This window comes from Shinella sp. HY16 (assembly GCF_028534175.1).
Lineage (GTDB): Bacteria > Pseudomonadota > Alphaproteobacteria > Rhizobiales > Rhizobiaceae > Shinella.
On the sequence record NZ_JAHYXL010000007.1, the window covers coordinates 64665 to 91244 of the forward strand.

Here is a 26580-nt window from a genome sequence, read left to right on the forward strand (position 1 = left end):
TCAAGCCTCGCCAGCGCTGCCCGCATCCGCGCCAGGCGCGACCGCCGCGGATGTCTCCCCGCCGGTCCTGCCGTCGCCGGCATTCTTCTTTCCGGTCGTCTGTCCCTTGCCTCCGCGAAACCGTCCGGCGATGTCCTCGAACGCCGCCTGAAGTGTGGCCTCGTCGATCTCGATTTCGCCGAGACCGGCTTTGAGCGCGATCCTGCCGATGCGCTCCGCCTCGCGTGTCTCGGCTGCTTTGAGTTGATCCTGGAGCTTCGCGATTTCTTCCCTGATCTTCGACGACGGTTTCTTCATTCCGGTGGCACTCCCTGGCTGTCTTGGCGTTGCATTCGCGACGCCAAGACTCCTCCGGATGCATGCTCAAGGAAATGTGCAGATTTGCACGTCGGCAAGGCCGACACTTTGGAGGATGATCCCGCCGTTCCGAAGGAGCGGTCCAAGGGCGCAATTATACGTCGCTGGCGCGACGCCTTGCGTTGAGGCCTGAACGGCCTGGCCAGTTCCCGACGAACGAGGTTCGAACCAGGAGACTCACCTCCGTGGCCATCGCCCACTTCTCCGTCAGCATTGTCAGCCGTGGTGACGGCCGCAGTGCAGTGCTGTCGGCTGCCTACCGGCATTCTGCCAGGATGGAGTACGAGCGGGAGGCCCGCACCATCGACTACACCCGGAAAGAAGGGCTTCTGCACGAGGAGTTTGCTCTCCCGGCGGATGCCCCGAAATGGGTGCGGCTGCTGACAGCCGATCGTTCGATTGCCGGTGCTTCGGAAACCTTCTGGAACAAGGTCGAGTCTTTCGAAAAGCGCTCCGATGCCCAGCTTGCCAAGGACCTGACCATTGCTTTGCCGCTGGAGCTGACGGCAGAGCAGAACATTGCTCTGGTGCGGGATTTCGTGGAGCGGCACATCCTGTCGAAGGGCATGGTGGCGGACTGGGTCTACCACGACAATCCCGGCAATCCGCATATCCACCTGATGACGACCCTGCGTCCGCTGACCGAGGATGGTTTCGGCACGAAGAAGGTCGCGGTAACAGGCGAAGACGGGCAACCGCTGCGAAACAAGGCGGGCAAGATCGTCTACGAGCTCTGGGCCGGCGGGACGGATGATTTCAACGCTTTTCGTGACGCCTGGTTCGAGCGTCTCAATCATCACCTGGCGCTGAACGGGATCTCGCTGCGCGTCGATGGCCGATCCTATGAGAAGCAGGGCATCGATCTGGAGCCGACCATCCATCTGGGCGTCGGCGCCAAGGCGATTGAGCGGAAGGCGGAGAGACAGGGCGTTCGGCCGGAGTTGGAACGGATCGAGCTGAACGATGCGCGGCGCGCGGAAAACACCCGCCGCATTCTTCGAAACCCTGGGATCGTGCTCGATCTGATCACGCGGGAGAAAAGCGTCTTCAACGCCCGAGATGTTGCAAAGCTTTTGAACCGTTATGTCGACGATGCGACCGTGTTCCAGCAGCTCCTGGCTCGGATCATCGAGAGCCCGGAGGTGCTGCGGCTTCAGCCCGACACAATCGACTTCGCGACCGGGGAAAGAGTGCCGGCCCGTTACACGACGCGCGAGTTGATCCGGCTCGAGGCGGAGATGGCGCGTCGCTCAATCTGGCTTGCGGCAAGGGTGTCGCATGACGTCTCGGCCACGGTGCTGGAGGCCACCTTCGCCCGTCATTCGCATCTGTCGGATGAACAGCGGACTGCCATCCAGCATGTCGCCGGTTCAGCGCGTATCGCAGCCGTGGTCGGTCGCGCAGGTGCTGGCAAGACCACGATGATGAAGGCTGCCCGCGAGGCGTGGGAAATGGCCGGATATCGCGTCGTTGGCGGTGCGCTTGCGGGCAAGGCAGCGGAAGGTCTGGAAAAGGAAGCGGGGATCCAGAGCCGCACGCTTGCCTCATGGGAGCTACGGTGGAACCGCGGCCGTGACGTTCTGAACAACAAGACCATCTTCGTCATGGACGAGGCCGGCATGGTTGCCTCAAAACAGATGGGCGGGTTCATCGACGCCGTGGTCAAGGCAGGTGCGAAGATCGTGCTTATCGGGGATCCCGAACAGCTTCAACCGATCGAGGCGGGTGCTGCCTTCCGCGCCATCGTCGATCGCATCGGCTACGCCGAACTCGAAACCATCTATCGCCAGCGCCAGGACTGGATGCGCAAGGCGTCGCTCGATCTTGCGCGCGGCAATGTCGGCCAAGCCCTCGCCGCATACCAGGGTGCAGGCAGGGTGCTCGGCGCGCGCCTGAAGTCTGAAGCCGTCGAGAGGCTGATCGCCGACTGGAACCACGACTATGATCAGACGAAGACGACGCTGATCGTCGCCCATCTTCGACGCGATGTGCGCATGCTCAATGTCATGGCACGCGAAAAGTTGGTCGAACGCGGGATCGTCGGAGAGGGCCACACCTTCAAAACCGCCGACGGCACCCGCCGTTTCGACGCCGGCGACCAGATCGTCTTCCTGAAGAACGACGGCTCGCTCGCAGTCAAGAATGGCATGATCGGTCATGTGGTAGAGGCGGCGGCGAACCGCATCACCGTCGCCGTGGGTGAGGGCGATCAGCGTCGGCAAGTGATGGTCGAGAGCCACATCTACAGCAACCTCGATCACGGCTACGCCACCACGATCCACAAAGCCCAAGGCGCGACCGTCGACAGGGTGAAGGTGCTGGCTTCACTCTCTCTGGATCGCCACCTTACCTATGTCGCGATGACGCGCCATCGGGAGGATCTGCAGGTCTATTTCGGGCGCCGCTCGTTCGAGATGAACGGCGGGCTGAGCAAGGTTCTCTCCCGGAAGAATGCCAAGGAAGCAACCCTCGATTACGAGCGCGGCACGCTTTACCGCGAGGCGCTTCGCTTTGCCGAAAACCGAGGCCTGCACATCGTTCACGTGGCGCGAACATTGCTGCGCGACCGGCTCGACTGGACACTGCGGCAGAAAAGCAAGCTGGCCGATCTCACCAACCGCCTTCGCGCTCTCGGCGAACGGCTTGGCTTGCGGCAATCGCCGGCAACCCAATCAGTCAAGGAGTTGAAACCCATGGTCGCCGGCATCACCCGGTTCGAGAATCCCGTCGCAGAAACGGTCAGCGAGAGGCTCGACGCTGATCCGGCCTTGAAGAAGCAATGGGAGGAGGTTTCGATCCGGTTCGCTTACGTCTTCGCCGATCCCGAAACCGCCTTCCGGGCAATGAATTTCGACGCCGTGCTGGCGGATAGAGACGCGGCGCGACAGGTGCTTCAGAAGCTTGAGGCCGAGCCGGCGTCGATCGGTCCGCTCAGGGGCAAGACCGACATTCTTGCCAGCAAGACGGAGCGCGAGGCGCGACGCGTCGCCGAGGTCAATGTGCCCGCCCTGAAGCGCGACCTCGAACGCTATCTCCACATGCGCGAAAGCGCCACACAGCGCATGGCGGCTGACGAACAGGCGCTGCGCCAGCGCGTCTCGATCGACATCCCGGCCCTGTCGCCTGATGCACGCGCGGTGCTCGAGCGCGTGCGCGATGCGATCGACCGCAACGATCTTCCCGCCGCCCTTGCATATGCGCTGAGCAACCGCGAGACGAAGCTGGAGATCGACGGGTTCAACAAGGCCGTCACCGAACGCTTCGGCGAGCGCACCTTGCTCACCAACGCTGCGCGTGAGCCATCGGGCAAACTCTTCGACAAACTCTCCGAAGGCCTCTCCCACCAAGAGAAGGAACGTCTCAAGGAAGCCTGGCCGGTCATGCGCACGGCCCAGCAGCTCGCCGCCCATGAGCGTACGACCGAGACCCTGCGGCAGGTCGAGGAATTGCGTCTCGCGCAACGCCGGACTCCGGTTGTGAAGCAATGAAGCGGCGCCGTGCGATCATGCTGTTGAGCACGTCAATGGTTGCTATCGCGGGCCTCATCACGGCTGCGGTCGTCGGTGGCTATCGGCTGAACCTGACGCCGAGCGAGCCGCTCGGGCTCTGGCGCATCGAGAAACTCAATCGTCCGGTCGAGGCAGGAGATCTCGTCTTCATCTGCTCGCCCCCGACTGCGCCGTTCGAGGAAGCGCGACTGCGAGGATATCTCCGGCGGGGCTTGTGCGCCGGTGGGTTTGCGCCGCTGATCAAGACGGTCGCCGCGCTTCCCGGACAGCATGTCGAAATTACGGATCACGTCGCGATCGACGGCGGTTCCCTTGCCGCATCCGCCGTCCGGAAGACGGACGGAGAGGGCAGGACGATCACGCCATATCCAGGTGGCATCGTGCCATCAGGACATCTCTATCTCCATTCCTCTTTTGCGAGCTCCTATGATTCCCGATATTTTGGGCCGGTTCCGGACCGCGGCCTCCTCGGCGTCGCCCGGCCGATCCTCACCTTCGATCCTTGATCACATTTCTGGCCTTTGGCGATCTGCGTTGCTCATCGTCGCCTCCGTCGTCTGCGGCTCACTCGGCTGGAGCGGCAATGTGCTCGCTCTTCCGACCGCGATGTTCTTCCCGGCGCTCTGGGCGATGTCGCGGTCGCGCGTGGTCGCGGCCCTCGTGTCGGCCGGCTATTTTCTGGTCGCTTCGCGTGGTTTGCCGCTGGGCGTCGCCAACTTCTATGCCGCCGATCTCTGGCCCGGCCTTCTGCTTTGGCTAGCGGCCTCACTCTCCTTCGTCGCCGTGCATGCGGCGCTCTGGACAAGGCATCCGGGAAGGGCGAGGGCAGTGCGTTATCTGGCGGCGGCGGTGCTGACGGGGCTGCCGCCCTTCGGCATCACTGGATGGGCGAATCCGCTGACCGCAGCCGGGGTACTGTTTCCCGGGTGGGGATGGTGGGGATTGCTCGCAACTGCAGCCGGCCTGCTCGTCATGGTGATGAGATATCGGCCGGCAGCTGTCCTTGGCCTCGCTGGCTTCTGGCTCTGGTCCGCCGCAATGTGGACAGAGCCGAAGCTACCGGAAGGATGGATGGGCGTCGACCTTGAATTGGGACGAAGCCTTGGCCGGGACGGGTCGCTCGAGCATCACCGTGGCCTGATCGCCACAGCGCGCATATCCGCAAGTAAGGGCGCGCACGTTGTCGTCTTTCCGGAGAGCGCGCTCGGCTTCTGGACGCCGACGGTCGCTCGCCTTTGGCGGGAGGGGTTGAACGGGCTCGACGTCACGGTCGTCGCCGGCGCCGCCGTCATCGATGCGCAAGGCTACGACAATGTCATGGTGGCGGTTGGTTCCGGCGCCGCTGGCATCCTCTACAAGGAGCGCATGCCGGTTCCGGTTTCCATGTGGCAGCCATGGTTGCGTTGGACAGGGCAGGGCGGCGGCGCCCAGGCGCACCTGTTCGCGAACCCGGTCGCGGAGGTTGGAGCAACGAGGATCGCGCCGCTCATCTGCTATGAGCAACTCATCCTCTGGCCGGTGCTGCAATCGATGCTGCATTCACCCGCCGTCATCGTCGCTACCGGCAATGGCTGGTGGACCAGGGGCACCTCGATCATCGCGATCCAGAAGGCGAGCGTTGCCGCATGGGCTAAGCTCTTCGACTTGCCCGTCGTCATGGCCTTCAACACATAACGGAGACAATCAGATGGTCGATGCCGCCCTCATCAAACAATGCGCCGATCCCGGCCTGAAACCCGCGATTGTCGAACAGTTCATTGAGCGGGCGGGGTCGCAGGATCCGCTCGCGATCACGGTCCGATCCGGAAACCGCGTGGTGCTGGTGCCGAAGCCGGGAACGCCGGACGAGGCGATGGAACTGGTCCGCCAGCATATTGGGCGCAACGTCATTCGGGTCGGCATCACGCAATATCCAGCCGGTCTCGGCATCCTGGAGGCCGGAGCGCTGAGACCTGACCTTGTCGATCCTTGTGAAAATATCCGCATGGGCACCGCGCTCTTCGCCAAAGTCTATCGGATAGTCATGAAATGGTACGGTAGTCCCAGTGAGAAAGAGGTTCTTCCGCAAGTGCTCGACGACGCGATCATCGCCTGGCAGACGGGGTATTTCGAGGGGATGGCCGTATTCCGCGCGCCGGACCCTGGTGAGGTGAAAGCCCCTGAACCTGGTAGGGACGAGCCCACGAGCGACGCTATCAAGAAGTCAGCAGATTCTGCCGGGTCGGATGCGAGCGAGCCTTCCGAGGATGAGGCCCGTAGTGACGATCCCAACAAGGCGGGTATTCGTGTCGATCTGTCCGGAATCGGTGCCAAATGACATTGATGCAATGCCTAAGTGAAACCTAGCTTTGGGGTTGGCTATTTGCCATGAACCAGACCTAGTTCAGCAAGGTTGAAATGAAATGAGCTGATGCGTCACCATGCGGTCAGGCCAGACTCGGTTCTCGTTTCTAGATTTCAGCCATTAGCCAAGCGACACAACTTGCACTCGGCAGTGCAAAGGACTACATGATTTTACAAACTGCAACCCTGCCCTGTATAGGATTAGGCCAACTGATGAAAAGCTCTGTCGTCTTGTCTGCACCTGGCGCCCCTCCAAAAAACTCAAGAGATCAGGGACTTTCCAAACGGGAGGCGATCCTGGATGCGGCGACGCGCGTTTTTCTTGCTCACGGCTATGAGGGAGCCAGCATGGACCTTGTGGCGCAAGAATCAGGCGCGGCACGACGCACGGTCTACAATCAGTTCGAAAGCAAAGACGCGCTCTTTAACGCCGCCGTGGAGCGCGTATGGAAGGATATGCCGGTTGTCGGCATTATGGCCGATGAAGCCGCCCTCCAAGATCCAGGTCTTGGGCTCAGGAAAGTGGGATTGCTTATCGCGGATTTCTGGGCGCCGGATCAGGCCGTCGCGTTTGTTCGCATGGTCATCAGCGAGAGCAATCGCTTCCCGGATCTCGCCGAGAATTTCGTACGGCTTGGAAAAATGCCGGCACTTCGGGCCTTGATCGACTATATCAGCGCGCTGAAAGACCGAGGCCTCATCAAGGTGGAAGATCCCGATCTTGCGGCCCGGCAGTTCGTTGGGCTCGTCAATGAGCCGCTGCTTTGGTATCGCGTGATTGGTGTCGGTGGCGCACCCTCGAAGGCCCGGCGTCATCAAGTCGTTGAGGAAGCAGTTGCCACGTTCCTCGCACGCTATGGCACAAACGGAAAAGCCGCCGCATCATAACCGGCGGCGGCGTAATCTAAAACCGGACGGCTCCTCCTAATTAAAGTTTTCCTGTTGTTCCCGGCATCACGCGCCGGCGAATGACGGCCTCACCATTGTCGGTGCGAATGCCCATCGCATGTAGTCCCGGCTTACCACCATTGAAGCGTAGGCCAAGGCTTGTAGCGTCTATGTCAAGATAGTCGCTCATTTCCTCAGCGCTGCCCCCAAGTTCCATCCATGCGATGCCGCGAGCGGTCGTGGTCCCATGTTTGGCCTGAAGCCGACCTGCGTGCTCTGATCTGTCTTCGATATAGAAGAAATTCGGCAATCCCGCTTTCCAGGCGCGGGACGTGTCAGGCGTGCGAGCCGAGTACCCCATCGACCCGTCCGCCCGCATGCGCATGGTGCCTTCGAAAACGTCGCTTCCAAGACGCCGCGCGATCGCATCCAGTTCCGTCCGAGAATCGACACGGGCGCACCATCCGATAAAGCAATCGCCGTCCCGCGTCGCCTCGTGAAAAAATGTTGCAACTGGGTGCCCCGCCTCGACCGCGTGAGCATCAATCACACCTTCCACCTCAATGTAAGTATCGTCGCCCGTCGGTATGATCCGGTTGGCAAGTCGGTACTCGGGAAACCATCCCCCCTCGGCATTGCCCAATCCGGTTTCCTGAGTCAGGCGGTGGGTCGACTCCCAGAAGTTTCGCGCACCCAGGCAAATATGGTCGATCTCGATCATCGAATATGCTCCTCGTTACAAATTTATCAGTAGCCTTCACACTTCGTCGCCTGGGCGACGACGTCATCTTTGGAAAAGTCATTGATGCGACTGTAGAACTCAGGATCATCCGCGACGAACCGCGCCGGATCGACGGGTGTCTCGATCAGACCGTTCTTGTGAAGAAATTCCTGAAGCTCCCCAAGTCCCGCCACGGCTGGTTTTCCGTGCAGTTTCCCGCCTGCGGCCTCGAAAGGCAGACGTCGCTCTTCAAGCATGCTCTTGAGGATCAAGGTGTCCTGCGCAAGGGTCGTGCTTCGGTCAGGGGCCCAGTTCTTACGGTATATTTTCGCGACGCACTCGGGGTTGGCCTCGGCAAAAACCTGCGCCATTGCCACGCCGCGCGCGAGCGTCTCGACCATTTTCGTGTCAGTCTTGAGGGCGCCCTCTGTCGCGACAAAGCCATAGTCCGGAAAGCGCAACCATGCGTCGTCGTAGATAAAGTTTACTTTACCGCCAAGCGCCTGGTAAGTGGCGATTTCCGGCGTGAAGGCGAGACTTGCGTCAACTCTGCCGGATCGCAGCATCTCCTGGGCCTGTGCTCCCATACCGATGACGATCTTCTGAACATCGCGATTGGGATCCATTCCGTTATTGGCGAGCAGTGAATCGAGATACATGGAGCCACCCGACCCGCCGACCGCGAGGCCGACTTTCTTTCCCTTCAGGTCCTGGGGCTTCGTAATGTCGCTCGACGTTTCGGTGATGACCCGCCAGAGACTGTTCGTCATCACGGCCGCCATGCGTATGTCGGAAAACTCTTTTGTGTCGGCGACCATCCAAGGTGTCGTGTTCATCATTCCGACACTGGCACTTTTACCAATGATGCCTTGGACCGCTGCGCTCGAACCGGGCATATACTGCACCTGGATGTCGTAGCCGGCATCGCGCCACCAGCCCATGGCAAGCGGCACATACAGTTCGTAGACCGCCTGGATCATCAGCGGATTGCCGATGACGAAAGGCACTTTGCGCTGCTCTTCAGCACTGCCAGTTCCGCTGCCAACTGTGAAAAGGACAGCTGTTGATACAAAAAGTCCTGCTAGACGGCGTTTAACGTCCATTGTCGTTCCCCTGATTGGTTTTGAAGATGAGGTAGATCAGTGGCGCTGGTCGTTCGCCCAGAAGACGATTTTCCGACCCAATACCTGCACGGTGGCGCTGAGGATTGCCGCGATGACCGTAAGGCATAGGACCGCCGCGAAGACGCCTGCAGTGTCCATGGCAAATCCTGCGCGGACGATAAGCGAGCCAAGACCTTCTTGCGCCCCAACAAATTCGGCGACCACTGCGCCGATGACACTGAGCGTGACGCCCACATTTAGACCCGCAACCACGAAACTGCCTGAATTCGGTAGTGTCAGATATCGAAATCGCTGCCAGCGTGTCGCGTTATAGATCATGAACAACTCGCGCTGTTCATGAGCGACAGAGCGGAGACCAGCCACCGTGTTGATAAAGACCGGGAAGAAGGTGATCAGCCCGACGATGAATACCTTCGAGGAAAGGCCATAACCGAACCAGACGACAAAAAGCGGGGCTATCGCAACCTTCGGAATGGCCTGGAGGGCAACAACATAGGGCGACAAAATCCGTTCCACCGCCCGCGATTCCGCAACAGGGACGGCAAGAATAAAGCCGAGCGCGGATCCGACAACAAAGCCTATCAGTACCTCCTGCAAGGTGATGAGGGTATTGGGTAGGAGATACCCCTGCGTGGCGCCTTGATAAAGGGAAACCGCAATCTGACTAGGGCGGGGAAGCAGAGCTGGGCTGACACCGGTCACTGGAATGAGAACCCATTCCCAACTGGCAAGGAAAAGTAAGAACAATACAATCGCTAGCATCGTAACCTGATCGAAGCCGCTCGATGATTTCCGTTTGCGTGGGGTCTCGGCCGACGCCGTCGCGAATGATGCCTGGTCTGTCATGCCGCACGCTCCTCGGCCTCGAAATAGCCGCGGACATGACTCACATAGCGGCCGAACTCTAAGGAGTTGACCATGTCGAGGGTTCTTGGTCGATGCAGATCCACCTTGATGATTTCGACAACGCGCCCGGGACGAGCGGCCAGAACGACCATATAGTCGGCGAGGAACACGGCCTCCGAGATCGAATGGGTGACAAAGATGACTGTTTTGTCACCGGCCATCCAGAGGCTCTGGAGCTCGACCTGAAGATGATCCCGGGTCATGGCATCCAGTGCGGCGAACGGTTCATCCATCAGCAACACGGAGGGATTGTGTACGAGCGCACGACAGATTGCGACACGCTGCTGCATGCCACCAGAAAGCTCGCCCGGATATTTCTTTTCGAAACCTTCGAGACCTACCAGGTGGATATATCTCAACGCAGTCTCACGGGCCTCTGCCTTGCTCACTTTGCCGAGATCGGCCGCAAGCATAACGTTCTCCAGCACGGTTCGCCAAGGCAGCAGCACCGGCGACTGAAAGACCATACCAATCTGGTTCGTCGGCCTTTCGACGGCTCGCCCGGCAAGCAAAACGTCGCCGCTGGTCTTTCTGATAAGGCCGCCGATTAGCCGTAGGAGTGTGCTTTTTCCACATCCGCTGGGCCCTAAAAGGGTGACAAACGAGCCTTTTGGAATCTGAAGCGAGACGTCTCGCAAGGCAGTGACGATGTCACCTGACATTGTCTCAAAAGATTTCGAGACATTCCGGAGTGAGATAAAATCCGGAACACCGTTCCCTGTTGAATTCATCGTGTTCCCATTTTTTCTTTGATGCATACGGCACAGAATGAGCATTGCTAAGAGCGATCGCTTACGGCCGATGCACTGCATGATGCAGTATATAAATGCACTGCATCATGCAGTGCAGTCAAGCGTTTTGTTTGATCGTCGGATGAATTGGAGAGCGGCAATCATGCCGCGCTCCCCCATCCACGACCTCAGTGGCCGAAGATGTCCGTGACTGCCTTCCATTCCGGCACGGGAACCCTTCCGGTCGGGGTCCGAATTGCTTTTGAATAGGTGAATTCGTTGAGCGTGGCCGCGCAGTGCTCGCGTCCGTAGCCGCTGGATTTCGTGCCGCCGAATGGCGTGCCGATGACAATACGGTTGTAGTTGTTGACGAAAACGATTCCCGCCTCGACCCGCCGAGCCATACGATTGGCGAGTTCCTGGTCTCTCGAATAGATGCCGGCGACCAAAGCGAACTGCGTCCCATTGGCGATATCGATTGCCTCGGCTTCGTTAGAGAACTTCATGACGCAAGTGACGGGGCCGAATATCTCCTCCTGAGCAACCCGCATGTTTGCAGTTACATTTGTGAAGACAGTCGGTGGAACGAAATAGCCTTCCTTCAGTCTCGGATCGTCAGGCAGCTTGCCTTGCGCAGCAATTGTGGCGCCTTCCGATTGACCGATGCGAATGTAGTTCTCGACTTTTTCCTTTTGCGCCCTCGAAACTACGGGGCCGACGTGCGTCGTTTCGAGTGCGCCGTCTCCAGTCGTCAGCCTTTCGGTCGCCGCACAGAAACGCTCGACGAACGCATCATGAATGTCTTTATGAACCAGAATGCGCGATGCGGCTGTGCACGCCTCGCCCTTGTTGAAGAAAGCTCCGTCGATAGCATCGCGCACCGCTTGGTCCAGATCAGCATCGGCCATAACGATAAACGGGTTCTTCCCTCCGAGTTCACACAGAACGGGCACGTGGCGCTCTGCCGCCGTCTTCAAAACGGCTGTGCCCGTTGAAGGCGCACCGGTGAAGGATATCTTGCGCACCAGTGGATGTTGCGTCAGGGCTTGCCCGACTGCCGGCCCTATACCGGTCACGCAATGAACGACGTCCTCCGGCAGTGCTTCGTTTAGGAGATCCACGATGCGCATGATCGTAAGTGGCGCTTGATCCCCGGGCTTGACGACAATCGTGTTTCCTGCTGCAAGCGCCGGCGCAACCTTTGCGCCAGTGTGAATAGGCGGCCAGTTGAAGGGAATAATGCCTGCGACCACGCCGAATGGTTCGCGGACCGTGGCCGAGGTCACAAAGCCAAGATCGAGATATTCACCCCCGCTTTTGCCTGCCAGAGCACCAAAAAAGGCAAACGATCCCGTTAGACTGGCGACGTCGAATTGCAACGCATCACGCACCGGCTTTCCATTTTCCCGCGAGACAAGTTCGGCAAGTTCCTGAGCATGAATTTCCAGATGCTTGCCTGCCGCAATGAGCAGCGCACCGCGTTCGCGCGCGGATCGTTCCCTCCAATGTCCTGAGAACGCGGCGTGCGCGGCGGAGACTGCCTTATCAACCTCAGCCACTCCACTTCCCTGGACATGGGCAATGATCTCACCGGTAGCGGGATTATCAACATCGAATAAGTCAGCCGGACTCTTCGACGACCATCTCGAAATGATGGTCGGAACAGGTGTCGTCAACATTGGCTCTTCCTCTGAATCAGCAGATTATTGGGCATCTGCACAGAACACCGTGACCTTCATAATGCTGAGAGTTCTGGCGATCGGCCATCACGTCATTGCCGCTTCGCAGTCGTCTGGAATGAGAGGCAAGCGCGATCAGATGCACTATACAGTGCAGTGCATGACAGTCAAGAGCTATGAGAAAAGGCGGCGGTATGGAAGGACGGGTTACGTCCTTCCGGTCGGGGCCATATTGAGCAATCCCCCGCAAACGAAAAGACTGATCTTCCGCAGCAAAAGCTAGACGTCGTTGTCATCGCAGGCCCCGTTCGACAATCTTGCCGTACGGCCGGTGCGCGCCATCATGGTCATGCCCACGCCGATCGAGAACATATATGCCCAGACAGCATCCTCCCGCGAAATCCCTGGCAGCACCTTTTGAAACGCGCTGATGAAGCGAAGGGCTGTGCTATCGTAGTGCTCAGCAATCAGGGCCTTGGTATGTGGATCATCCGAATTGGCGGATGCGGCCAGTATTCTTGAAAAGAAGTTACCGAAGCGTTCGGGGTCATGGCCGAGCTCAACAGTGGGTCGAAACAAGGCATCAATCAATTGCGGCAGGCTTGGAATGGCACCGTCCGCGAACAGACGATCGAGATGCCGACCGCGCTCCTGGTTGATCTCGGTTGCACGAAAGGAAAAGATCTCATCAAACAATTTTTCCTTGGTCCCGAAATGGTAGTGCAAGAGCGCTTGCGAAACGTTCGCCTCCTTGGCGATGTCACGCATGCTGCTGCCGTCATACCCGTCCTTTGCAAACACGCGTTCGGCCGCCAACATGATTGCTTCGCGATTGTCTGGAGCAGGCGCGCTGATGGAACGAGAACTGGATGCTTTCATGGATTGCCTAACTGTGCTGTTTAACTGATCAGTCAGACTTTACCTGCCGCTTACCTTCTCGGTCAACGCATGTTCTACTACCAACCTTCAGCCTCTGAGAACGGTAACGGACCGATGGCTCTCGCAGTGTATGGAAGACGCAGAAGACGGCGGGCGTTTCCATTGAGGATCAACAGACGCTGTTGCTCGTCCAAGGGCGCCGCATCGATCCAATCTCGACCAGGACGGTTGGCGACATAGGGCCAATCCACCGAGAACATGATGCGATCTGCTCCCATCTCAGTCAGTGCGCAGATTAGCGCCGCGTTTGAGAAATTACCGCTCGTCGTAACGTAGAAATGGCGCAGGAAACGCTCACGGAAAAAGCGTTGGCCACCGTTATCGCGGGCAAGCGATTCATCAATTCGCTCCAGCAGAAACGGAATTGCCTCCCCCATATGACCGAGAATGAATTGCAAGTTGGGGAACAATTCCGGAATTCGCCCCAGCATCATGCGAATGGCTATCACCATCGTCTCAGCGGTGAAACCCGCAGCGGCCATGCCGAACATCGGAAATCGCTCCGTCCAATCGGCATAATAAGCACGCGTCACGGCCGGATGGGGAAAGGATGGATGAAGATAGATCGGCACGCCGAGGCGTTCAGCTTCCGCGTAAAGCGGGAAATGGCTCTCGTCATCCGGAAAGACACCATTCGTCAAACCGTGCAGCATCGCACCACGAAAACCCAATGTTTCCACGGTGCGCGCCATTTCACGGGCAGCGGCGTCTGGGGCCGTCATCGGTAGCGAGGCGAACCCAGCGAACCGCCGGTTTCCATCAATGGCCACAGCAAGATAATCGTTAATCTTCTCTGACCAGCTGAGGGCCTCGTCTGCGGGCAAAGACTGTGCCGCGCCTGGGGCGTGGGACAGCACCTGAATCTCAATTCCCGCTGCATCCATATCGGGCAGCCTGTTTTCCAAGGGTCCGGTCAAAGCGGCTACCGGTCCGGCGACACCATACCGGGCCACAAACTCTGGATGGGCAAAATGTTCTTCAAGAGCAATGGCTTGAGCTGTGGGCATCCCGATGGTCCTCCTCGTACAAACGGCTATCCGCTTCTGAAGCTATCATCGTCCTGCAAAAATTGCATTGACTAATCGATCAGTCAGGATAGTTTTTACGAGCCGACGGGAGGTCGGCTGTGCCGTCACATCAACAAGCCGGCACTTTTGAGGGAGGATCAAATATGCGACTCGTTGTTGCATTCCTGGCCGCTATGGCCACGAGCCCTGCATGGGCCGACACCATCAGCGCCACAGTTGTCGCGGGACATCCCGAGGTGTTCCGGTGGGTGAAAATGTTTCCGGTAGCCTTTGAGCCTGCGGTAGAAAAGGCGCTGGAAGGAACCGGGCACCAGATCAGCCTCACCAACCAGTTCGGCGGCTCGATTGCCGGGGTTGGCGAAGAGCTTGAAACGGTTGAGGACGGCCTAGCCGAAATCGGTATCATCCAGAGCCTGTTTGACCCGGCAAAGATGCCGCTCCAAAACGTCACCTATTACACGCCCTTCGTCAGTCCAGACCCCCGGACAGTCAACGAGTTGATGAACGAGCTGGTGCTCACGGACCCGCGACTGCAAGCTGCATTCACCCAGCACAACATTGTGCCTTTGGGTGGACCACTGGCAGTCGATGACTATCTTCTGTTGACGACGTTTCCGGTGAAGTCGATCGAGGACCTCAAGGGACGAAAAATTGCCACAGCCGGCGCCGCGGTCAGCTGGCTCGACGGCACCAGTGCAGTTGGCGTCTCCGGCCAGGTCTCGCTTTATTACAACGACATCAAGACTGGCGTATACGAAGGCGTCATCCTGTTTGCCACCGCCGCATTGCCTGCCAAACTGCACGAAGTCGCGCCATACATCACGCGCGTCGGCTTCGGCGCCCAATATGCAGGTACGATTGGCGCCAATGCGGAATGGTTCCAAAGTCAACCTACAGAGGTACAGGAGGCACTGCGTGAGGGCGCCAAGGTAGCCGGTGAATGGTATCTGAGGTCGCTCGAACAAGGCACGGACGCAGCTTTGGCGAAAATGGCGGCGGAAGGTGCAACCATCACCGTCGCTCCTGAGGATATGCGCAAAGCCTGGGCGGCGGGCATGAAGAACATCGCGAAGGAATGGGCGAAGAAGGCCGACAGCAGCGGGCTTCCCGGCTCGGAAGTTCTGACGCTCTATATGGAACGCATGCGCAGCGCCGGCGTGAAGCCGCTTCGCGACTGGGACAAGGAGTAACGGGCATGGCCAGTTCCTTGAACGCAGTCTCACGCGGACTCGATGCCGTGATCGACAGCCTGAATCTTATTGGGTCAGTGTTAATCGGAGGATTGGTGCTCCTGGTCAGCGCCGACGTCGCATTCCGGAATTTCGCCAATCAGCCAATTATGGGCGTGCCGGAAATCGTAGCGCTCTCTATCGTTGGAATCGTATTCCTGCAACTGCCATACGCCATGCGCGAGCATCGACTTACTCGTTCGGATGCAATTCCGGACATGCTTGCCAGATGCAACCCAAGCCTGCACCGTTGGATGGAGGTCATATTCAATCTGCTGGCGCTGGTCGTGGTTGTTCTCATCCTCCGATTCACTTGGCCGCTGGCTGAAAAGGCCATCACCGACAACCTCTTCATCGGAGCGACCGGCACGTTCACCGCTCCGCTATGGCCGGTGCGGATCGCTGTCATCGTGTCCTGTGTCGTCATGCTGATGCAGCTTGTCCGACAAATCTCGGGACAGGTCGGGGGTGGACAATGACGCCTTTCGACATCGGGCTCATTTGCATAGCGGTCATGGTCGTGCTGGTTCTGGCGGGGCTCTACGTCCCGATCGCTCTGATCGCGACATCCTTCTGCGGCGTCTGGGCCATCAAAGGCTCTCCGGTTCTGGCCGGTAAGATGCTGGGCATGGCGGTTAACGATTCCATCGCCAGCTATTATTTCGGGATCATTCCACTGTTCGTGCTCATGGGCTTCCTGGTGGCCGAAAGCGATCTGGGCCAAGACGCCTATGATGTCGCCAACGCCGTCCTTGGTCGCCTGACCGGCGGGCTTGCCATGGGCACCGTTGGCGCCAACGCCATCTTCGCCGCTATCACTGGCATTTCCATCGCCTCGGCCGCAGTCTTCACCAAGGTCGCAGTGCCGGAGATGGTGCGTCACGGCTATACCCGCCGTTTCGCCGCAGGCGTGGTCGCTGGCTCATCGGTGCTGGGAATGCTAATACCCCCTAGCCTCTTGCTCATCCTTTATGCGGTTTTGACAGAACAATCGGTCGGCGACCTCTTTCTGGCCGGAGTTGTACCTGGCCTGCTGCTGGCAGCCATCTTCTGCCTGCTGATCGTGGCGATGACCATCTTGACTCCGGGCTTCACCGGAAAGCCGGATCGCTCCGCCGCAAAGAAGGAGACCGCTCGCAGCATTGCCCAAAAATCTTTGCCCATCCTTCTCTTGATTGTCTGTGTCCTGGGCGGAATATACGGCGGGCTGTTCACGCCCGTTGAAGCAGGCGCCATCGGCTGCGCCGGTGCGTTTATTCTGGGTCTCGCCAAGCGCAAGTTGACTCTGCGTCGACTGCGAGTCGTGCTCCTGGAAACCGGCATCATCACGTCGACCATCTGCTTCCTGATCATCGCTGCGCAGATGTACTCTCGAATGCTGGCGTTTTCACAGGTCCCGCAGGAATTCGGGGCTCTCATCGCAGGGTCTGACATGGGATTTCTTCCTGTGCTTCTGCTTTACCTGCTTGCGGTGATCCTACTGGGCATGATTCTCGACAGCTCATCGATCATGCTCATCATGGTGCCGATCATGCTGCCGATTCTAGCGCAGCTTGACGTCGACCTGATCTGGTTTGGCATCCTGACTGTCGTGGCGGTCGAAATCGGCCTCCTGACACCACCGTTCGGCATATCCGTCTTCGTCATCAAAGCGACGATAAACGATCCGTCAGTTGGCCTGGGCGAGGTATTTGCCGGCGCGTTTCCCTTCGCGCTGTCGATGCTGCTTGCTGTAGGCCTGTTGATAGCTTTTCCCGGCATTGCCACCGGTATTCTCACCCTTACACCATGAGACCCATTCCTTATGCCTCAACTCATTGATCTCTCCGTAACGCTCGAGGCCGGACTTCCGTCCGATCCAGCGTTCATGCTGCCGCAGATTGAATATTTCCGGCACAGCCAGACAGCAGACCAGATAACCTCTTTTTTTCCTGGTCTGACGGTCGAAGACCTGCCGGGCCAAGAGGGCTGGGCGATAGAGAAACTGACGCTCTGGACGCACAACGGCACGCATCTCGATGCCCCATACCACCACCATTCGACGATGAATGGCGGAGCCCGAGCCATTGCTATCGATGAAGTACCCCTGGAATGGTGCTTCGCACCCGGCGTGAAGCTCGACTTCCGCCACTTTCCCGACGGATATGTCGCCACGCCCCAAGATGTAGAGGGTGAATTGCGCCGTATCGGGCATGAACTGCGAGCTCTCGACATCGTCTTGGTCAACACCGCGGCTGGCGGCCGCTACGGCCATGGCGACTATCTTGCCCGCGGCTGCGGCCTCGGACGAGCGGCGACGGAATGGCTGCTGGAACGGGGGGTACGCGTAACCGGAACAGATGCCTGGTCCTGGGACGCACCATTTTCGCATACAGCGAAAACCTGGGCCGAAACCCACGATCCGTCGATCATCTGGGAAGGCCATCGCGCCTCCATGACGACGGGATACTGCCACATGGAGAAGCTGGCAAACTTGGATCTGCTACCATCCAGCGGGTACCAGGTCTCCTGCTTCCCATTCAAGATCAAAGGCGCCTCGGCCGGTTTCATCCGGGCAGTCGCTATTCTCGACGAGCCGGAGGCGAAATGACCAACAAGCAACGCACGATCATCACTTGCGCCATTACCGGAGCAATCCATACGCCGACCATGTCGGATGCTCTGCCCTACACCGCAGACGATATCGCAATTCAAGCGATCGGGGCAGCGGAAGCGGGCGCCGCGATCCTGCATCTCCATGCGCGGCGTCCTGAAGACGGCGGCGTGACTATCGAACCCAATGTCTTTGCCGCTTTTCTGCCACAGATAAAGCAAGCAACAAATGCCGTCATAAATATATCGACCGGCGGCAGCCTGAAGAACACGATCGAAGAGCGCATCGCGCCCGCTCTCAGGTTCTCGCCGGAAATGTGCTCGATGAACATGGGAAGCATGAACTTCTCATTTCATCCGCTCGCAAAACGTTATGATACCTGGAAATTCGACTGGGAGCGGGATTATGTCACCCAGTCGGATACATACATCTTCCGCAACACCTTTGCCGACATCGAGAATGCAGCGAAGACACTCGCACCTCATGGCATCAAGTTCGAGCACGAATGCTACGATGTTGGCCATCTCTACAACCTGCGCTTCTGCATGGACATCGGCCTATTCAAGGCGCCGATCTTTATCCAGTTCATTTTTGGCATCCTGGGCGGCATAGGCCCGGAAATTGACAATCTCATCTTCATGAAGCGCACCGCCGACAGGCTCTTTGGCGATGACTATCACTGGTCTGTGCTCGGCGCGGGCGCCGCACAGATGAGCCTCGCTACAACCGCCAGCCAAATGAAGGGAAATGTTCGCGTGGGCCTTGAAGACAGCCTATTCGTCAGCCGCGGGAAGCTCGCCGAGAGCAATGCGCAGCAGGTCGCGAAGATCCGCAGGATTATCGAAGACCTTGGGTGCGAAATCGCCTCGCCCGACGAAGCGCGAGAAATCCTCGGCCTGAAAGGCGCCGACAGTGTCGCGTTTTAAAGAGGAACCAATGAAGAAAACCTATCCTGATGCGGATGCGGCTCTCGACGGACTGCTATTCGACGGCATGACCATTGCCGCTGGTGGCTTCGGGCTATGCGGCATTCCTGAACTCCTGATCGAAGCCTTACGTCGAAGTGGAGCAAAGAATTTAACCGTCGCGTCGAACAATTGTGGTGTCGATGGCTTCGGCCTCGGCGTTCTCCTTCACACAAGACAGATCAGCAGGATGATTTCGTCCTATGTCGGAGAAAACGCCGAATTCATGCGCCAGTATCTCGCAGGCGAACTGGAACTGGAATTCAATCCGCAAGGCACATTGGCCGAGCGAATGCGCGCAGGCGGCGCAGGCATTCCTGGCTTCTACACGGCGACGGGTGTCGGCACCATCGTTGCTGAAGGCAAGGAGCACAAGGAATTCAATGGACGTGTGCACATTCTCGAGAACAGTATCGTCGCCGACCTCTCGATTGTGAAGGCGTGGAAAGCCGACCATTCCGGAAATCTGGTCTTCCGCAAGACCGCGCGAAACTTCAATGTGCCGGCTGCGACTTGCGGCAAGGTATGCGTCGCTGAGGTCGAGGAAATCGTGCCGCTAGGCAGTCTCGACCCGGATCACATCCACCTTCCCGGCATATATGTTCATCGAATTGTCTCAGGGGTACACGAGAAGCGTATCGAACAGCTCACCGTTCGCCCGAAGGAGCTCGCCTGATGCCTTGGGATCGAAACCGGATGGCTGCGCGCGCAGCACAGGAACTTCAGGACGGATGGTATGTGAACCTCGGGATCGGTATTCCGACGCTGATATCAAATCACATCCCAGCCGGGATAGCTGTCACGCTGCAATCAGAAAACGGGATGTTGGGAATGGGCCCCTTCCCTATTATAGGCGAAGAAGATCCCGACCTCATCAACGCCGGTAAGCAGACCATCACTGAACAATCGCAGACTGCCTACTTCGACAGCGCGACATCCTTTGCGATGATCCGTGGAGGCAAAATCGACATGGCTATTCTCGGCGCCATGGAGGTGTCTGAAGAAGGAGACCTCGCCAACTGGATGGTCCCAGGCAAACTCGTGAAGGGGATGGGCGGGGCCATGGATCTTGTGGCGGGCGTAGAACGTGTCGTGGTGGTCATGGACCATACCGATAAGGCAGGAAGATCCAAAGTCCTGAGATCTTGTACTTTGCCGCTGACCGGCAAAGCCGTTGTTGACCGCATTATCACAGATCTGGGTGTTCTCGATGTCGTCCCCGGCGGACTGAAGGTCGTGGAGTTGGCTGATGGGATCTCTATGGACCAGCTGCGCGCGGTGACGATGGCGAGCCTTCTAAACTGACAGAAGCCATAGATGAGTGAGATATCAATGATGTACGAGGAACTTTATAAGGTTGGAATGCCCATTCGGCGTGAAGTTCTTGGCGACGAGTACGTCGACAAGTCGCTAGCTTCGGCTGAGCAAGATGAATTGCGTCAGGCGCTGCAACAGGCGGTTACAGCGCTTGGTTGGGGCGCGACTTGGTCGCGGCAAGGGCTGGATCTGAAAACGCGCAGTCTGATCACAGTCGCCATGCTGATTGCATTGAACAGGCCACGCGAGTTGGAAACACACCTTTGCGGAGCGCTAAACAACGGCGTCACCGATGAGGAGTTACGGGAACTCCTGTTGCACGCCGGATGCTATTGCGGTTGGCCGGCGGCGTCGGATGCGGTTCGCGTCGCAAGCGACGTCTTGGCGACACATGTCAGGCCGCCACGTTCGCACTCCTAGCGTCAAAAAAGCCGTGCCGGCTCACCAAACATATGCAGACACAACAACGCGCGACAGTCGCCCTCAGGAGGGTATCGATATGAAATCAGTTGTCATCGTCGGAGCGGCTAGAACGCCGGTTGGAAGCTTCTTGGGGCCGTTGGGCACAGTCCCTGCTCACGAGCTTGGTGCAGTCGCAATTGCCGCCGCGCTTGAAAGGGCTGGCATCGATCCAGGCAGCGTTAACGAAGTGATTTTGGGCCAAGTGCTAACCGCGGGCGCGGGACAGAATCCGGCGCGACAGGCATCGGTGCTCGCGGGCGTTCCGAAAACTGCCACTGCGCTCTCGGTAAACCAGGTCTGTGGGTCAGGACTTCGCGCCGTCGCGCTGGGTGCCAACGAGATAATGAGCGGCGGTGCGGCCATCATTGTGGCAGGCGGACAAGAGTCGATGTCGCTTGCACCACATTGTCAAGCAATTCGAACGGGTGTGAAAATGGGCAATGTCAGCCTCATCGATACCATGATTTCCGACGGGCTCACTGATGCGTTTGGAGCGTACCACATGGGGGTGACCGCAGAAAACGTTGCTAAGCAATTCGTAATCAGCCGCATAAGACAGGATGATTTTGCGCTCGAAAGCCAGCGAAAAGCAGCAGCAGCTCAGGGCGCCGGGCACTTCAGGGAGGAGATCGCTCCCGTGACGATCGAGACCCGCAAGGGAAGTAGCATTGTCGACACTGACGATCATTTGCGGCCGGAGACAACGCGGGAGGCACTGGAAAAATTGCGCCCCGCGTTTCAGAAAGACGGGACTGTGACGGCAGGCAATGCGTCCGGACTAAATGATGGGGCAGCGGCGCTCCTTCTAATGTCGGAAGACGAAGCGGCACGACGTAATCTTACCCCCCTCGCTCGCATCGCTGGTTGGGCCACGGCTGGAGTGGAACCAGCTCTTATGGGAACTGGCCCTATCCCAGCTTCCAGGAACGCTTTAATAAATGCCGGCTGGCGCATTGATGAGCTCGACCGTATCGAGGCGAACGAAGCATTTGCCGCCCAAGCGTGTGCCGTAAACGACGCCATGGGATGGGATCCGGTAAAGGTCAACGTCAATGGCGGCGCTATCGCGCTGGGCCATCCAATCGGTGCATCTGGAGCACGGGTGCTTGTAACACTACTGTACGAGCTACGTCGATCGGGCACGTCGAAAGGGCTGGCCACGCTATGCATCGGTGGCGGTATGGGCATAGCGATGTGTGTTGAAGCTATGGGCCGCGAGTCGCTGCCTTTGGTTTGAGTGCCGTTGGCTTGGACATCGTGCGCCGGGCCTCTTCGGCCGATATCACCTGCGTTCAAAATGCCTACAGCCTTGTGGACCGAGAGTTTGAGGACGTCTTCAGATTTTGTGCAGAGACTAACGTAGCGTGGGTTCCTCTTTTCCCCTTGGGCGGTGCGGTGCCGGGGATGCCGAAAGTGATCGAGCAACCCCAAGTAATCGCCGTGGCAAATCGGTTGGGGGCGACGCCCTCGCAAATCGGCCTAGCCTGGTTGCTGCAGCAATCTGCAAATACCTTGCTTATTCCAGGAACGAGTAACGTTTCTCACCTTGAGGAAAACTGCGCCGCGGGTTCAGTAACTCTTGATCAAGAAGCAATACGTGAACTCGACACGATCAAGCTCAGCCATTAGGTAATCAGCTAAAGCAGCGAAGCTCTTCAATCTTGCAAGCTCCTTTCATTCGAGGCATCAAACTTCCTCACATCGCCCCGCATGCGTCCCTGCCATCGCGCAACGAACGCTTTGGTCTCCTCCGTATTGAGATGAGCGCTCAGCGCCGCCTGGTCGGTCCAGCGTTCCGCGATGAGCAGCCTGCCCATCCCCGGATCGTCAAGGGCGGCATCATAGGAGATGTTTCCAGGCCGCTGTCTTGTCATGGCCGCAAGATCCAACGCCCAGTTGTCAGTGCGGGCTCATGGAATCACCGAGACGACGCTACGCCGGCAACTCGCCGCGCTTGTCGATGCCGGCCTTATCCTGCGGCGCGACAGCCCGAACGGTAAACGCTACGCGCACCGCAACCGGGATGGCGAGATCGAACAGGCCTACGGGTTTGACCTTACGCCGCTGCTGGCTCGTGCCACGGAACTCGCCTTGATGGCACAGGATGTCGCCGCTGAGCGCGTGCGCTTTCGTAGGGCAAGGGAAGCGCTGACGATCGTAAGCATCCGAGCAGCCACGCGGCATGAGCACGCGCGAGTTAGGCAAATCGGGCTATAGTGATGAGGTTGCTGCGGTTAGGCTTTCCGGCGTGATCGACGCGCCCATTTCGCAGCCAGGTTTTCCACGGCTCTGTTGAGATCAGCGAAGGCTGCATTGTTTGGGTCGAAGTCTTTGGCGCCCGACCATTCGACAAGTTCGGCGTGCCGTTCATGAGCGGGGTCGGCGAGCGCCTCGCGGAACTCCTGGTATCCCCACGGACCGCCAACGTCTTCAGGCGGGCAGCGCCCCGTTGCCTCGATCAGCATTGGATCTGCAAGCGCGACGACAGGGAACGTGCGCTCGATCTTGATGCTGTGCGTCCAGCCGTCGCCGAAGTCATAGTGGTATTTGAAGGATTTCGCACCGGTGTCCTGGATTGCCGACAGGAGCGAGATCTTGCGGGCATCGAGTGGGCCATCCCCCCATTCCTGGTCGGGCAAACCAAAGCCAACGTCACGGATCTGGAATTCGTAGAGGTGGGTGTTGGTCCACCCCATCGCAGCCTGCAATACCTCATGCAGCCGGCTGAGCCGGATGCGCCACGGCACGACAATGCGCCGCATCACGGTCGGTTCGACATGATCAAGGGTGACCTTCAGACGGACGAGAGAAGAGGCCATCGTCAAGCTGCCAGCATGAGGGCGGAGTTTTTGCCCTGGCGTATCCGCTTCCACTCCCAGGGAAGCAGTTCCGGCAAACGCGAGGCCGGCAGGTCGGCGATGCGAGCAAGGACATCGGCGAGCCAAGCCTTCGGGTCTACGTCGTTCAGCCGTGCGGTCATGATCAGGGTGAGCATGATGGCAGCGCGATCTGCGCCGCGGTCGGAACCGGCGAAGAGCCAAGCCTTTCTTCCGCAAGCCACGCCGCGCAACGCTCTTTCCGCGCAATTGTTCGTCATGCAGATCCTGCCGTCGTCGGCATAGCGGGCAAAGTCAGCCCAGCGCGACAGCATATAGTCGATCGGTCCGGCCGCCGGCGATGAGCGTGATAGGCTGGCCCGCTCGGTGCGTAACCATTCCTCCATATCGCCAAGTAGCGGCTTGCTCTTCTCCTGCCGGACCGCAAGCCGCTCGGCCGCGCTCAGACCGTTGATGTCGCGCTCGATGGCAAACAGAGCATCGATGCGCTTCACCGCCTCGAGGGCTACCGGCGAGATCGGCTTGGTACCTTTGCCGCGCCGAGCATTGCGAGCGACATCGGCCAGTTCGAAGAACTTCCGCCGCGCATGGGCGAAGCAGAACGCGGGCGTTGCCGGCATCTGCCTCTTCGTCAGATCGAACAGCGGATTGAAGCCGTTGTAGCAATCCGCCTGAAGAATGCCGCTGAAGTCGGCCAGATGCCTTTGCGGGTGCTCGCCGCGCCGATTGCAGGAGGCGTAGAAGACCGCCGCCGGCGGCGCAGGGCCGGCGAATGGCTGATCGTCGCGCACGTAAACCCATATTCGCCCGGTCGTGCATTGGCCCTTGGCCAGGATTGGGATCGTCGTGTCGTCACCGTGAAGCCGCTCGGCCTGGAACACATGTGCCTCGATCAGATCAAATATCGGCTTGAGGGCGAAGGTAGCGTGACCGACCTGATCGGCCAGGGTCTGGGTCGACAGATCGATACCCTCACATTTGAACCGCGTGCTCTGGCGGTTCAGCGGGATGTGCTGCCCGAACTTGTCGAAGACGATCGTCGCCAGCAACTGAGGACCGATAAAGCCGCGCGGAGTGGCATGGAACGGTGCGGGAGCCTGACTGATCGCCTCGCAATCGCGGCAGGTAAACTTCTCGCGCACCGTCTCGATAACCTTGAAGCGGCGTGGGATCTCCTCCAACGTTTCAGTCACATCCTCGCCCAGCTTCGACAGCCGCGAGCCGCCACAGCAGGCGCATGCCGTCGGCGCTTCGACAACGATGCGTTCGCGCTCGACGTCTTCAGGCCACGGCTTGCGCACCGGACGCTTGCGGGCAAAGGCGCGTACGGACTGCGTTTTGGCCGCGGCCTCTTGGGCGCCCAGTTCATCCTCGGCGGCCGACGCCACGAGCTCTTCGAGCTGCAATTCCAACTGATCGATCAGCCGCTGCGTGCGCTCACGGCGCGGGCCGTGCTTCTCGCGCTCAAGTTTGCCAAGCAGCAATTGCAGATGTGCGTTTAGCGCCTCGATGCTCGATAGCCGGGCCTTTGCGTTGGCCGCTTCCGCCTCAGCTTGCAGTCGCGCAGCACGTTCGGCCAGCAGCGCCGCATGAGCACTTGCAAGGTCCGATGGCAGGGTAAGCGGCGGCAATGTCATAGCGACATTGAATCAGATTTCTCAACATTTTCAATGCAAGAATGCAGTCAGACCCGGCTGGGGCGCCAGGTCTCCTGCGGCGCGCGCCAGTCAATTCCTGACAGCAGATAGGAAAGCTGCGCCGTCGAGATCGGCACCGCGCCACCGTCGGCAGAAGGCCAGATGAACTTGCCTCGTTCCAATTTTTTCGTGAACAGGCAGGCCCCCTGGCCATCGTGCCAAACGACCTTGATCAGGTCACCGCGTTTACCCCTGAAGCAGAACAGATGACCGCCCAGCGGGTCGTGCTTCAGCACTTCCTGCACCCGTAACGCTAGCGACGGGAACCCACATCGCATATCCGTATAGCCCGTCGCCAGCCAAACCCGGACGCCTGTCGGGATCGGAATCATCGCAACGTCTCCAGCGCGCGCAGGATGCGCAGCAGCGCATCGACGTCGACCTCTCGATCGACAATGACACGTCGACCGTTCGTGCTCAGCACCTCCATGCGACCGCTACCCACTACCGAAGCCGATGCGGCCGAAACGGGAGCTGGCACGTCCGGTGTGATCACTGCGGGCACGAAGCCTTCGATCCGATTGCGGCAAAGGCTGCCGGACTGCGCCAACTGACGCCAACGGTACAATTGTGAGCGCGAAACCCCGTGCTTCTCTGCCGTCGCGGAGACCTGGCGACCATCGCCAGAAAAGCCTTCCTCGAGAATTTTGAACTTGGCCTCGGCGGTAAAGCGCCGCCGACGCCTTGTGTCGATGATTTCAAGCCGGCTCACCGGTGTCCGAAAACTGTCCTTATGCCTGTCCATAGCGACAAAACGACAGATTCATCTCAACCGCTCAAGGCGGCGCTCCTCGGATGCTTACAGTGAACCGACTGTTCGATGATGTTTTCCGCGGCTTCGGCTCGGGCCTGCCCACCTTCGGTAGCGGTTCTGCCTTCGGTACCGGCTGGCCGAGCGTTGAGATCTCCGACACCGACAAGGAGATCAAGGTGACGTCCGAAGTGCCAGGCCTTGACGAAAAGGACATCGAAGTCCTGCTCAACGACGGCGCGCTGACGCTGAAGGGCGAGAAGCGCTCAGAGAACGAGGACAGGGATCGTCAGTTCTCCGAGCGATACTATGGCCGCTTCGAGCGCCGCATCCCGCTCGGCGTTGAGATCGCGGAAGACAAGGTCGACGCGCATTTCAAGAATGGCGTGCTGACAGTGATCCTGCCCAAGACCGAGAAGGCGCAGTCGCAGGTCAAGCGCATCGCCATCAAGAGCTGATCGGTTCAACTAACCCTGGGGGCCGGCCTACTGGCGGCCGCCAGTA

Annotated in this window: 28 protein-coding genes and 2 pseudogenes; 17 read left to right on the plus strand and 13 right to left on the minus strand. The window is 58.9% G+C overall.

All coding sequences use genetic code 11. The features are described 5' to 3' along the window. Complete coding sequence (traC, locus tag K0P03_RS33040) at nt 1-297, minus strand: conjugal transfer protein TraC (protein ID WP_272791912.1); 297 nt, start codon at nt 295-297, stop codon at nt 1-3. A gap of 245 nt (nt 298-542) precedes the next feature. Between traC and traA the strand changes: the two genes are divergently transcribed. From traA to K0P03_RS33065, 5 genes are all read left to right on the plus strand, one after another. Continuing rightward, the gene (gene traA / locus K0P03_RS33045) at nt 543-3845 is read left to right on the plus strand and encodes a Ti-type conjugative transfer relaxase TraA (RefSeq protein ID WP_272791913.1); all 3303 of its coding nucleotides are present in this window, start codon (nt 543-545) and stop codon (nt 3843-3845) included. 35 nt (nt 3846-3880) lie between these two features. Next, entirely contained in the window at nt 3881-4372 is a 492-nt protein-coding gene (gene traF, locus K0P03_RS33050) for a conjugative transfer signal peptidase TraF (RefSeq protein WP_272791914.1), read from the plus strand. Between the two features lie 28 nt (nt 4373-4400). Beyond that, entirely contained in the window at nt 4401-5540 is a 1140-nt protein-coding gene (locus K0P03_RS33055; protein ID WP_272791915.1) for a conjugal transfer protein TraB, read from the plus strand. Nucleotides 5541-5553: 13 nt separating this feature from the next. Then, nucleotides 5554-6183, plus strand: a complete 630-nt coding sequence (locus K0P03_RS33060; protein WP_272791916.1) for a TraH family protein — start codon at nt 5554-5556, stop codon at nt 6181-6183. Between the two features lie 239 nt (nt 6184-6422). Then, nucleotides 6423-7097 (plus strand): TetR/AcrR family transcriptional regulator, encoded by a 675-nt coding sequence (locus K0P03_RS33065; RefSeq protein ID WP_272791917.1) that lies wholly within the window; start codon nt 6423-6425, stop codon nt 7095-7097. Between the two features lie 40 nt (nt 7098-7137). On the opposite strand, the gene K0P03_RS33070 is transcribed toward K0P03_RS33065, so the two are convergent. The 7 genes from K0P03_RS33070 to K0P03_RS33100 all read right to left on the minus strand — a co-directional run bounded on the left by K0P03_RS33070 (nt 7138) and on the right by K0P03_RS33100 (nt 14204). Next, the gene (locus tag K0P03_RS33070) at nt 7138-7818 is read right to left on the minus strand and encodes a VOC family protein (protein ID WP_272791918.1); all 681 of its coding nucleotides are present in this window, start codon (nt 7816-7818) and stop codon (nt 7138-7140) included. 26 nt (nt 7819-7844) lie between these two features. Continuing rightward, nucleotides 7845-8921 (minus strand): ABC transporter substrate-binding protein, encoded by a 1077-nt coding sequence (locus K0P03_RS33075; protein WP_272791919.1) that lies wholly within the window; start codon nt 8919-8921, stop codon nt 7845-7847. A 36-nt stretch (nt 8922-8957) separates the two neighbouring features. Continuing rightward, nucleotides 8958-9788 (minus strand): ABC transporter permease, encoded by an 831-nt coding sequence (locus K0P03_RS33080; RefSeq protein WP_272791920.1) that lies wholly within the window; start codon nt 9786-9788, stop codon nt 8958-8960. Beyond that, nucleotides 9785-10579 (minus strand): ABC transporter ATP-binding protein, encoded by a 795-nt coding sequence (locus K0P03_RS33085; RefSeq protein ID WP_272791921.1) that lies wholly within the window; start codon nt 10577-10579, stop codon nt 9785-9787. Before K0P03_RS33085 ends, K0P03_RS33080 begins: the two co-directional genes overlap by 4 nt. 188 nt (nt 10580-10767) lie before the next feature. Next, nucleotides 10768-12258: an aldehyde dehydrogenase family protein gene (locus K0P03_RS33090; protein ID WP_272791922.1), complete on the minus strand. Its 1491-nt coding sequence runs from the start codon at nt 12256-12258 to the stop codon at nt 10768-10770. Nucleotides 12259-12537: 279 nt separating this feature from the next. After that, entirely contained in the window at nt 12538-13137 is a 600-nt protein-coding gene (locus tag K0P03_RS33095) for a TetR/AcrR family transcriptional regulator (protein WP_272791923.1), read from the minus strand. Between the two features lie 77 nt (nt 13138-13214). Continuing rightward, nucleotides 13215-14204 (minus strand): amidohydrolase family protein, encoded by a 990-nt coding sequence (locus K0P03_RS33100; protein ID WP_272791924.1) that lies wholly within the window; start codon nt 14202-14204, stop codon nt 13215-13217. Nucleotides 14205-14368: 164 nt separating this feature from the next. Here K0P03_RS33100 and K0P03_RS33105 point away from each other — a divergent pair, with 164 nt between their 5' ends. From K0P03_RS33105 to K0P03_RS33150, 10 genes are all read left to right on the plus strand, one after another. Continuing rightward, nucleotides 14369-15415, plus strand: a complete 1047-nt coding sequence (locus K0P03_RS33105) for a C4-dicarboxylate TRAP transporter substrate-binding protein (RefSeq protein WP_272791925.1) — start codon at nt 14369-14371, stop codon at nt 15413-15415. 5 nt (nt 15416-15420) lie between these two features. Next, entirely contained in the window at nt 15421-15933 is a 513-nt protein-coding gene (locus K0P03_RS33110) for a TRAP transporter small permease subunit (protein ID WP_272791926.1), read from the plus strand. After that, on the plus strand, nt 15930-17246 hold the full coding sequence (locus K0P03_RS33115) for a TRAP transporter large permease (protein ID WP_272791928.1): 1317 nt from the start codon (nt 15930-15932) through the stop codon (nt 17244-17246). Before K0P03_RS33110 ends, K0P03_RS33115 begins: the two co-directional genes overlap by 4 nt. A gap of 12 nt (nt 17247-17258) precedes the next feature. Further along, nucleotides 17259-18044 (plus strand): cyclase family protein, encoded by a 786-nt coding sequence (locus tag K0P03_RS33120; RefSeq protein WP_272791929.1) that lies wholly within the window; start codon nt 17259-17261, stop codon nt 18042-18044. Then, the gene (locus K0P03_RS33125; RefSeq protein WP_272791931.1) at nt 18041-18973 is read left to right on the plus strand and encodes a 3-keto-5-aminohexanoate cleavage protein; all 933 of its coding nucleotides are present in this window, start codon (nt 18041-18043) and stop codon (nt 18971-18973) included. Before K0P03_RS33120 ends, K0P03_RS33125 begins: the two co-directional genes overlap by 4 nt. 10 nt (nt 18974-18983) lie before the next feature. Beyond that, complete coding sequence (locus K0P03_RS33130; protein ID WP_272791932.1) at nt 18984-19688, plus strand: CoA transferase subunit A; 705 nt, start codon at nt 18984-18986, stop codon at nt 19686-19688. Beyond that, nucleotides 19688-20317, plus strand: a complete 630-nt coding sequence (locus K0P03_RS33135) for a 3-oxoacid CoA-transferase subunit B (RefSeq protein ID WP_272791933.1) — start codon at nt 19688-19690, stop codon at nt 20315-20317. The genes K0P03_RS33130 and K0P03_RS33135 overlap by 1 nt, the downstream gene beginning before the upstream one ends. A 12-nt stretch (nt 20318-20329) precedes the next feature. Then, nucleotides 20330-20749: a carboxymuconolactone decarboxylase family protein gene (locus K0P03_RS33140; RefSeq protein ID WP_272791934.1), complete on the plus strand. Its 420-nt coding sequence runs from the start codon at nt 20330-20332 to the stop codon at nt 20747-20749. Between the two features lie 79 nt (nt 20750-20828). Continuing rightward, nucleotides 20829-22028 (plus strand): acetyl-CoA C-acetyltransferase, encoded by a 1200-nt coding sequence (locus K0P03_RS33145; protein ID WP_272791935.1) that lies wholly within the window; start codon nt 20829-20831, stop codon nt 22026-22028. Between the two features lie 20 nt (nt 22029-22048). Then, nucleotides 22049-22420, plus strand: coding sequence for an aldo/keto reductase (locus K0P03_RS33150; RefSeq protein ID WP_272791992.1), 372 nt, complete (start codon nt 22049-22051; stop codon nt 22418-22420). A gap of 26 nt (nt 22421-22446) precedes the next feature. On the opposite strand, the gene K0P03_RS33155 is transcribed toward K0P03_RS33150, so the two are convergent. Next, nucleotides 22447-22665, minus strand: coding sequence for a putative quinol monooxygenase (locus tag K0P03_RS33155; protein WP_272791936.1), 219 nt, complete (start codon nt 22663-22665; stop codon nt 22447-22449). Nucleotides 22666-22675: 10 nt separating this feature from the next. Here K0P03_RS33155 and K0P03_RS33160 point away from each other — a divergent pair. Further along, nucleotides 22676-22948 (plus strand): annotated as a pseudogene (locus tag K0P03_RS33160) (helix-turn-helix domain-containing protein); the annotation flags it as partial. A gap of 77 nt (nt 22949-23025) precedes the next feature. Here the strand turns inward: K0P03_RS33160 and K0P03_RS33165 are convergent. Genes K0P03_RS33165 through tnpA form a run of 4 tightly spaced genes read right to left on the minus strand, consistent with a single transcriptional unit; the run spans nt 23026 to nt 26070 of the window. After that, complete coding sequence (locus tag K0P03_RS33165; protein WP_050747119.1) at nt 23026-23610, minus strand: plasmid pRiA4b ORF-3 family protein; 585 nt, start codon at nt 23608-23610, stop codon at nt 23026-23028. A gap of 2 nt (nt 23611-23612) precedes the next feature. Beyond that, complete coding sequence (gene tnpC, locus K0P03_RS33170) at nt 23613-25265, minus strand: IS66 family transposase (RefSeq protein ID WP_272791937.1); 1653 nt, start codon at nt 25263-25265, stop codon at nt 23613-23615. Nucleotides 25266-25312: 47 nt separating this feature from the next. Next, on the minus strand, nt 25313-25657 hold the full coding sequence (gene tnpB / locus K0P03_RS33175; RefSeq protein WP_050747117.1) for an IS66 family insertion sequence element accessory protein TnpB: 345 nt from the start codon (nt 25655-25657) through the stop codon (nt 25313-25315). Then, nucleotides 25654-26070 (minus strand): IS66-like element accessory protein TnpA, encoded by a 417-nt coding sequence (gene tnpA / locus K0P03_RS33180; protein WP_272791938.1) that lies wholly within the window; start codon nt 26068-26070, stop codon nt 25654-25656. Before tnpA ends, tnpB begins: the two co-directional genes overlap by 4 nt. A 59-nt stretch (nt 26071-26129) precedes the next feature. On the opposite strand from tnpA, the pseudogene K0P03_RS33185 reads away from it, so the two are divergent. Next, nucleotides 26130-26534: pseudogene (locus tag K0P03_RS33185) on the plus strand (Hsp20/alpha crystallin family protein); the annotation flags it as partial. Nucleotides 26535-26580: the final 46 nt, after the last annotated feature.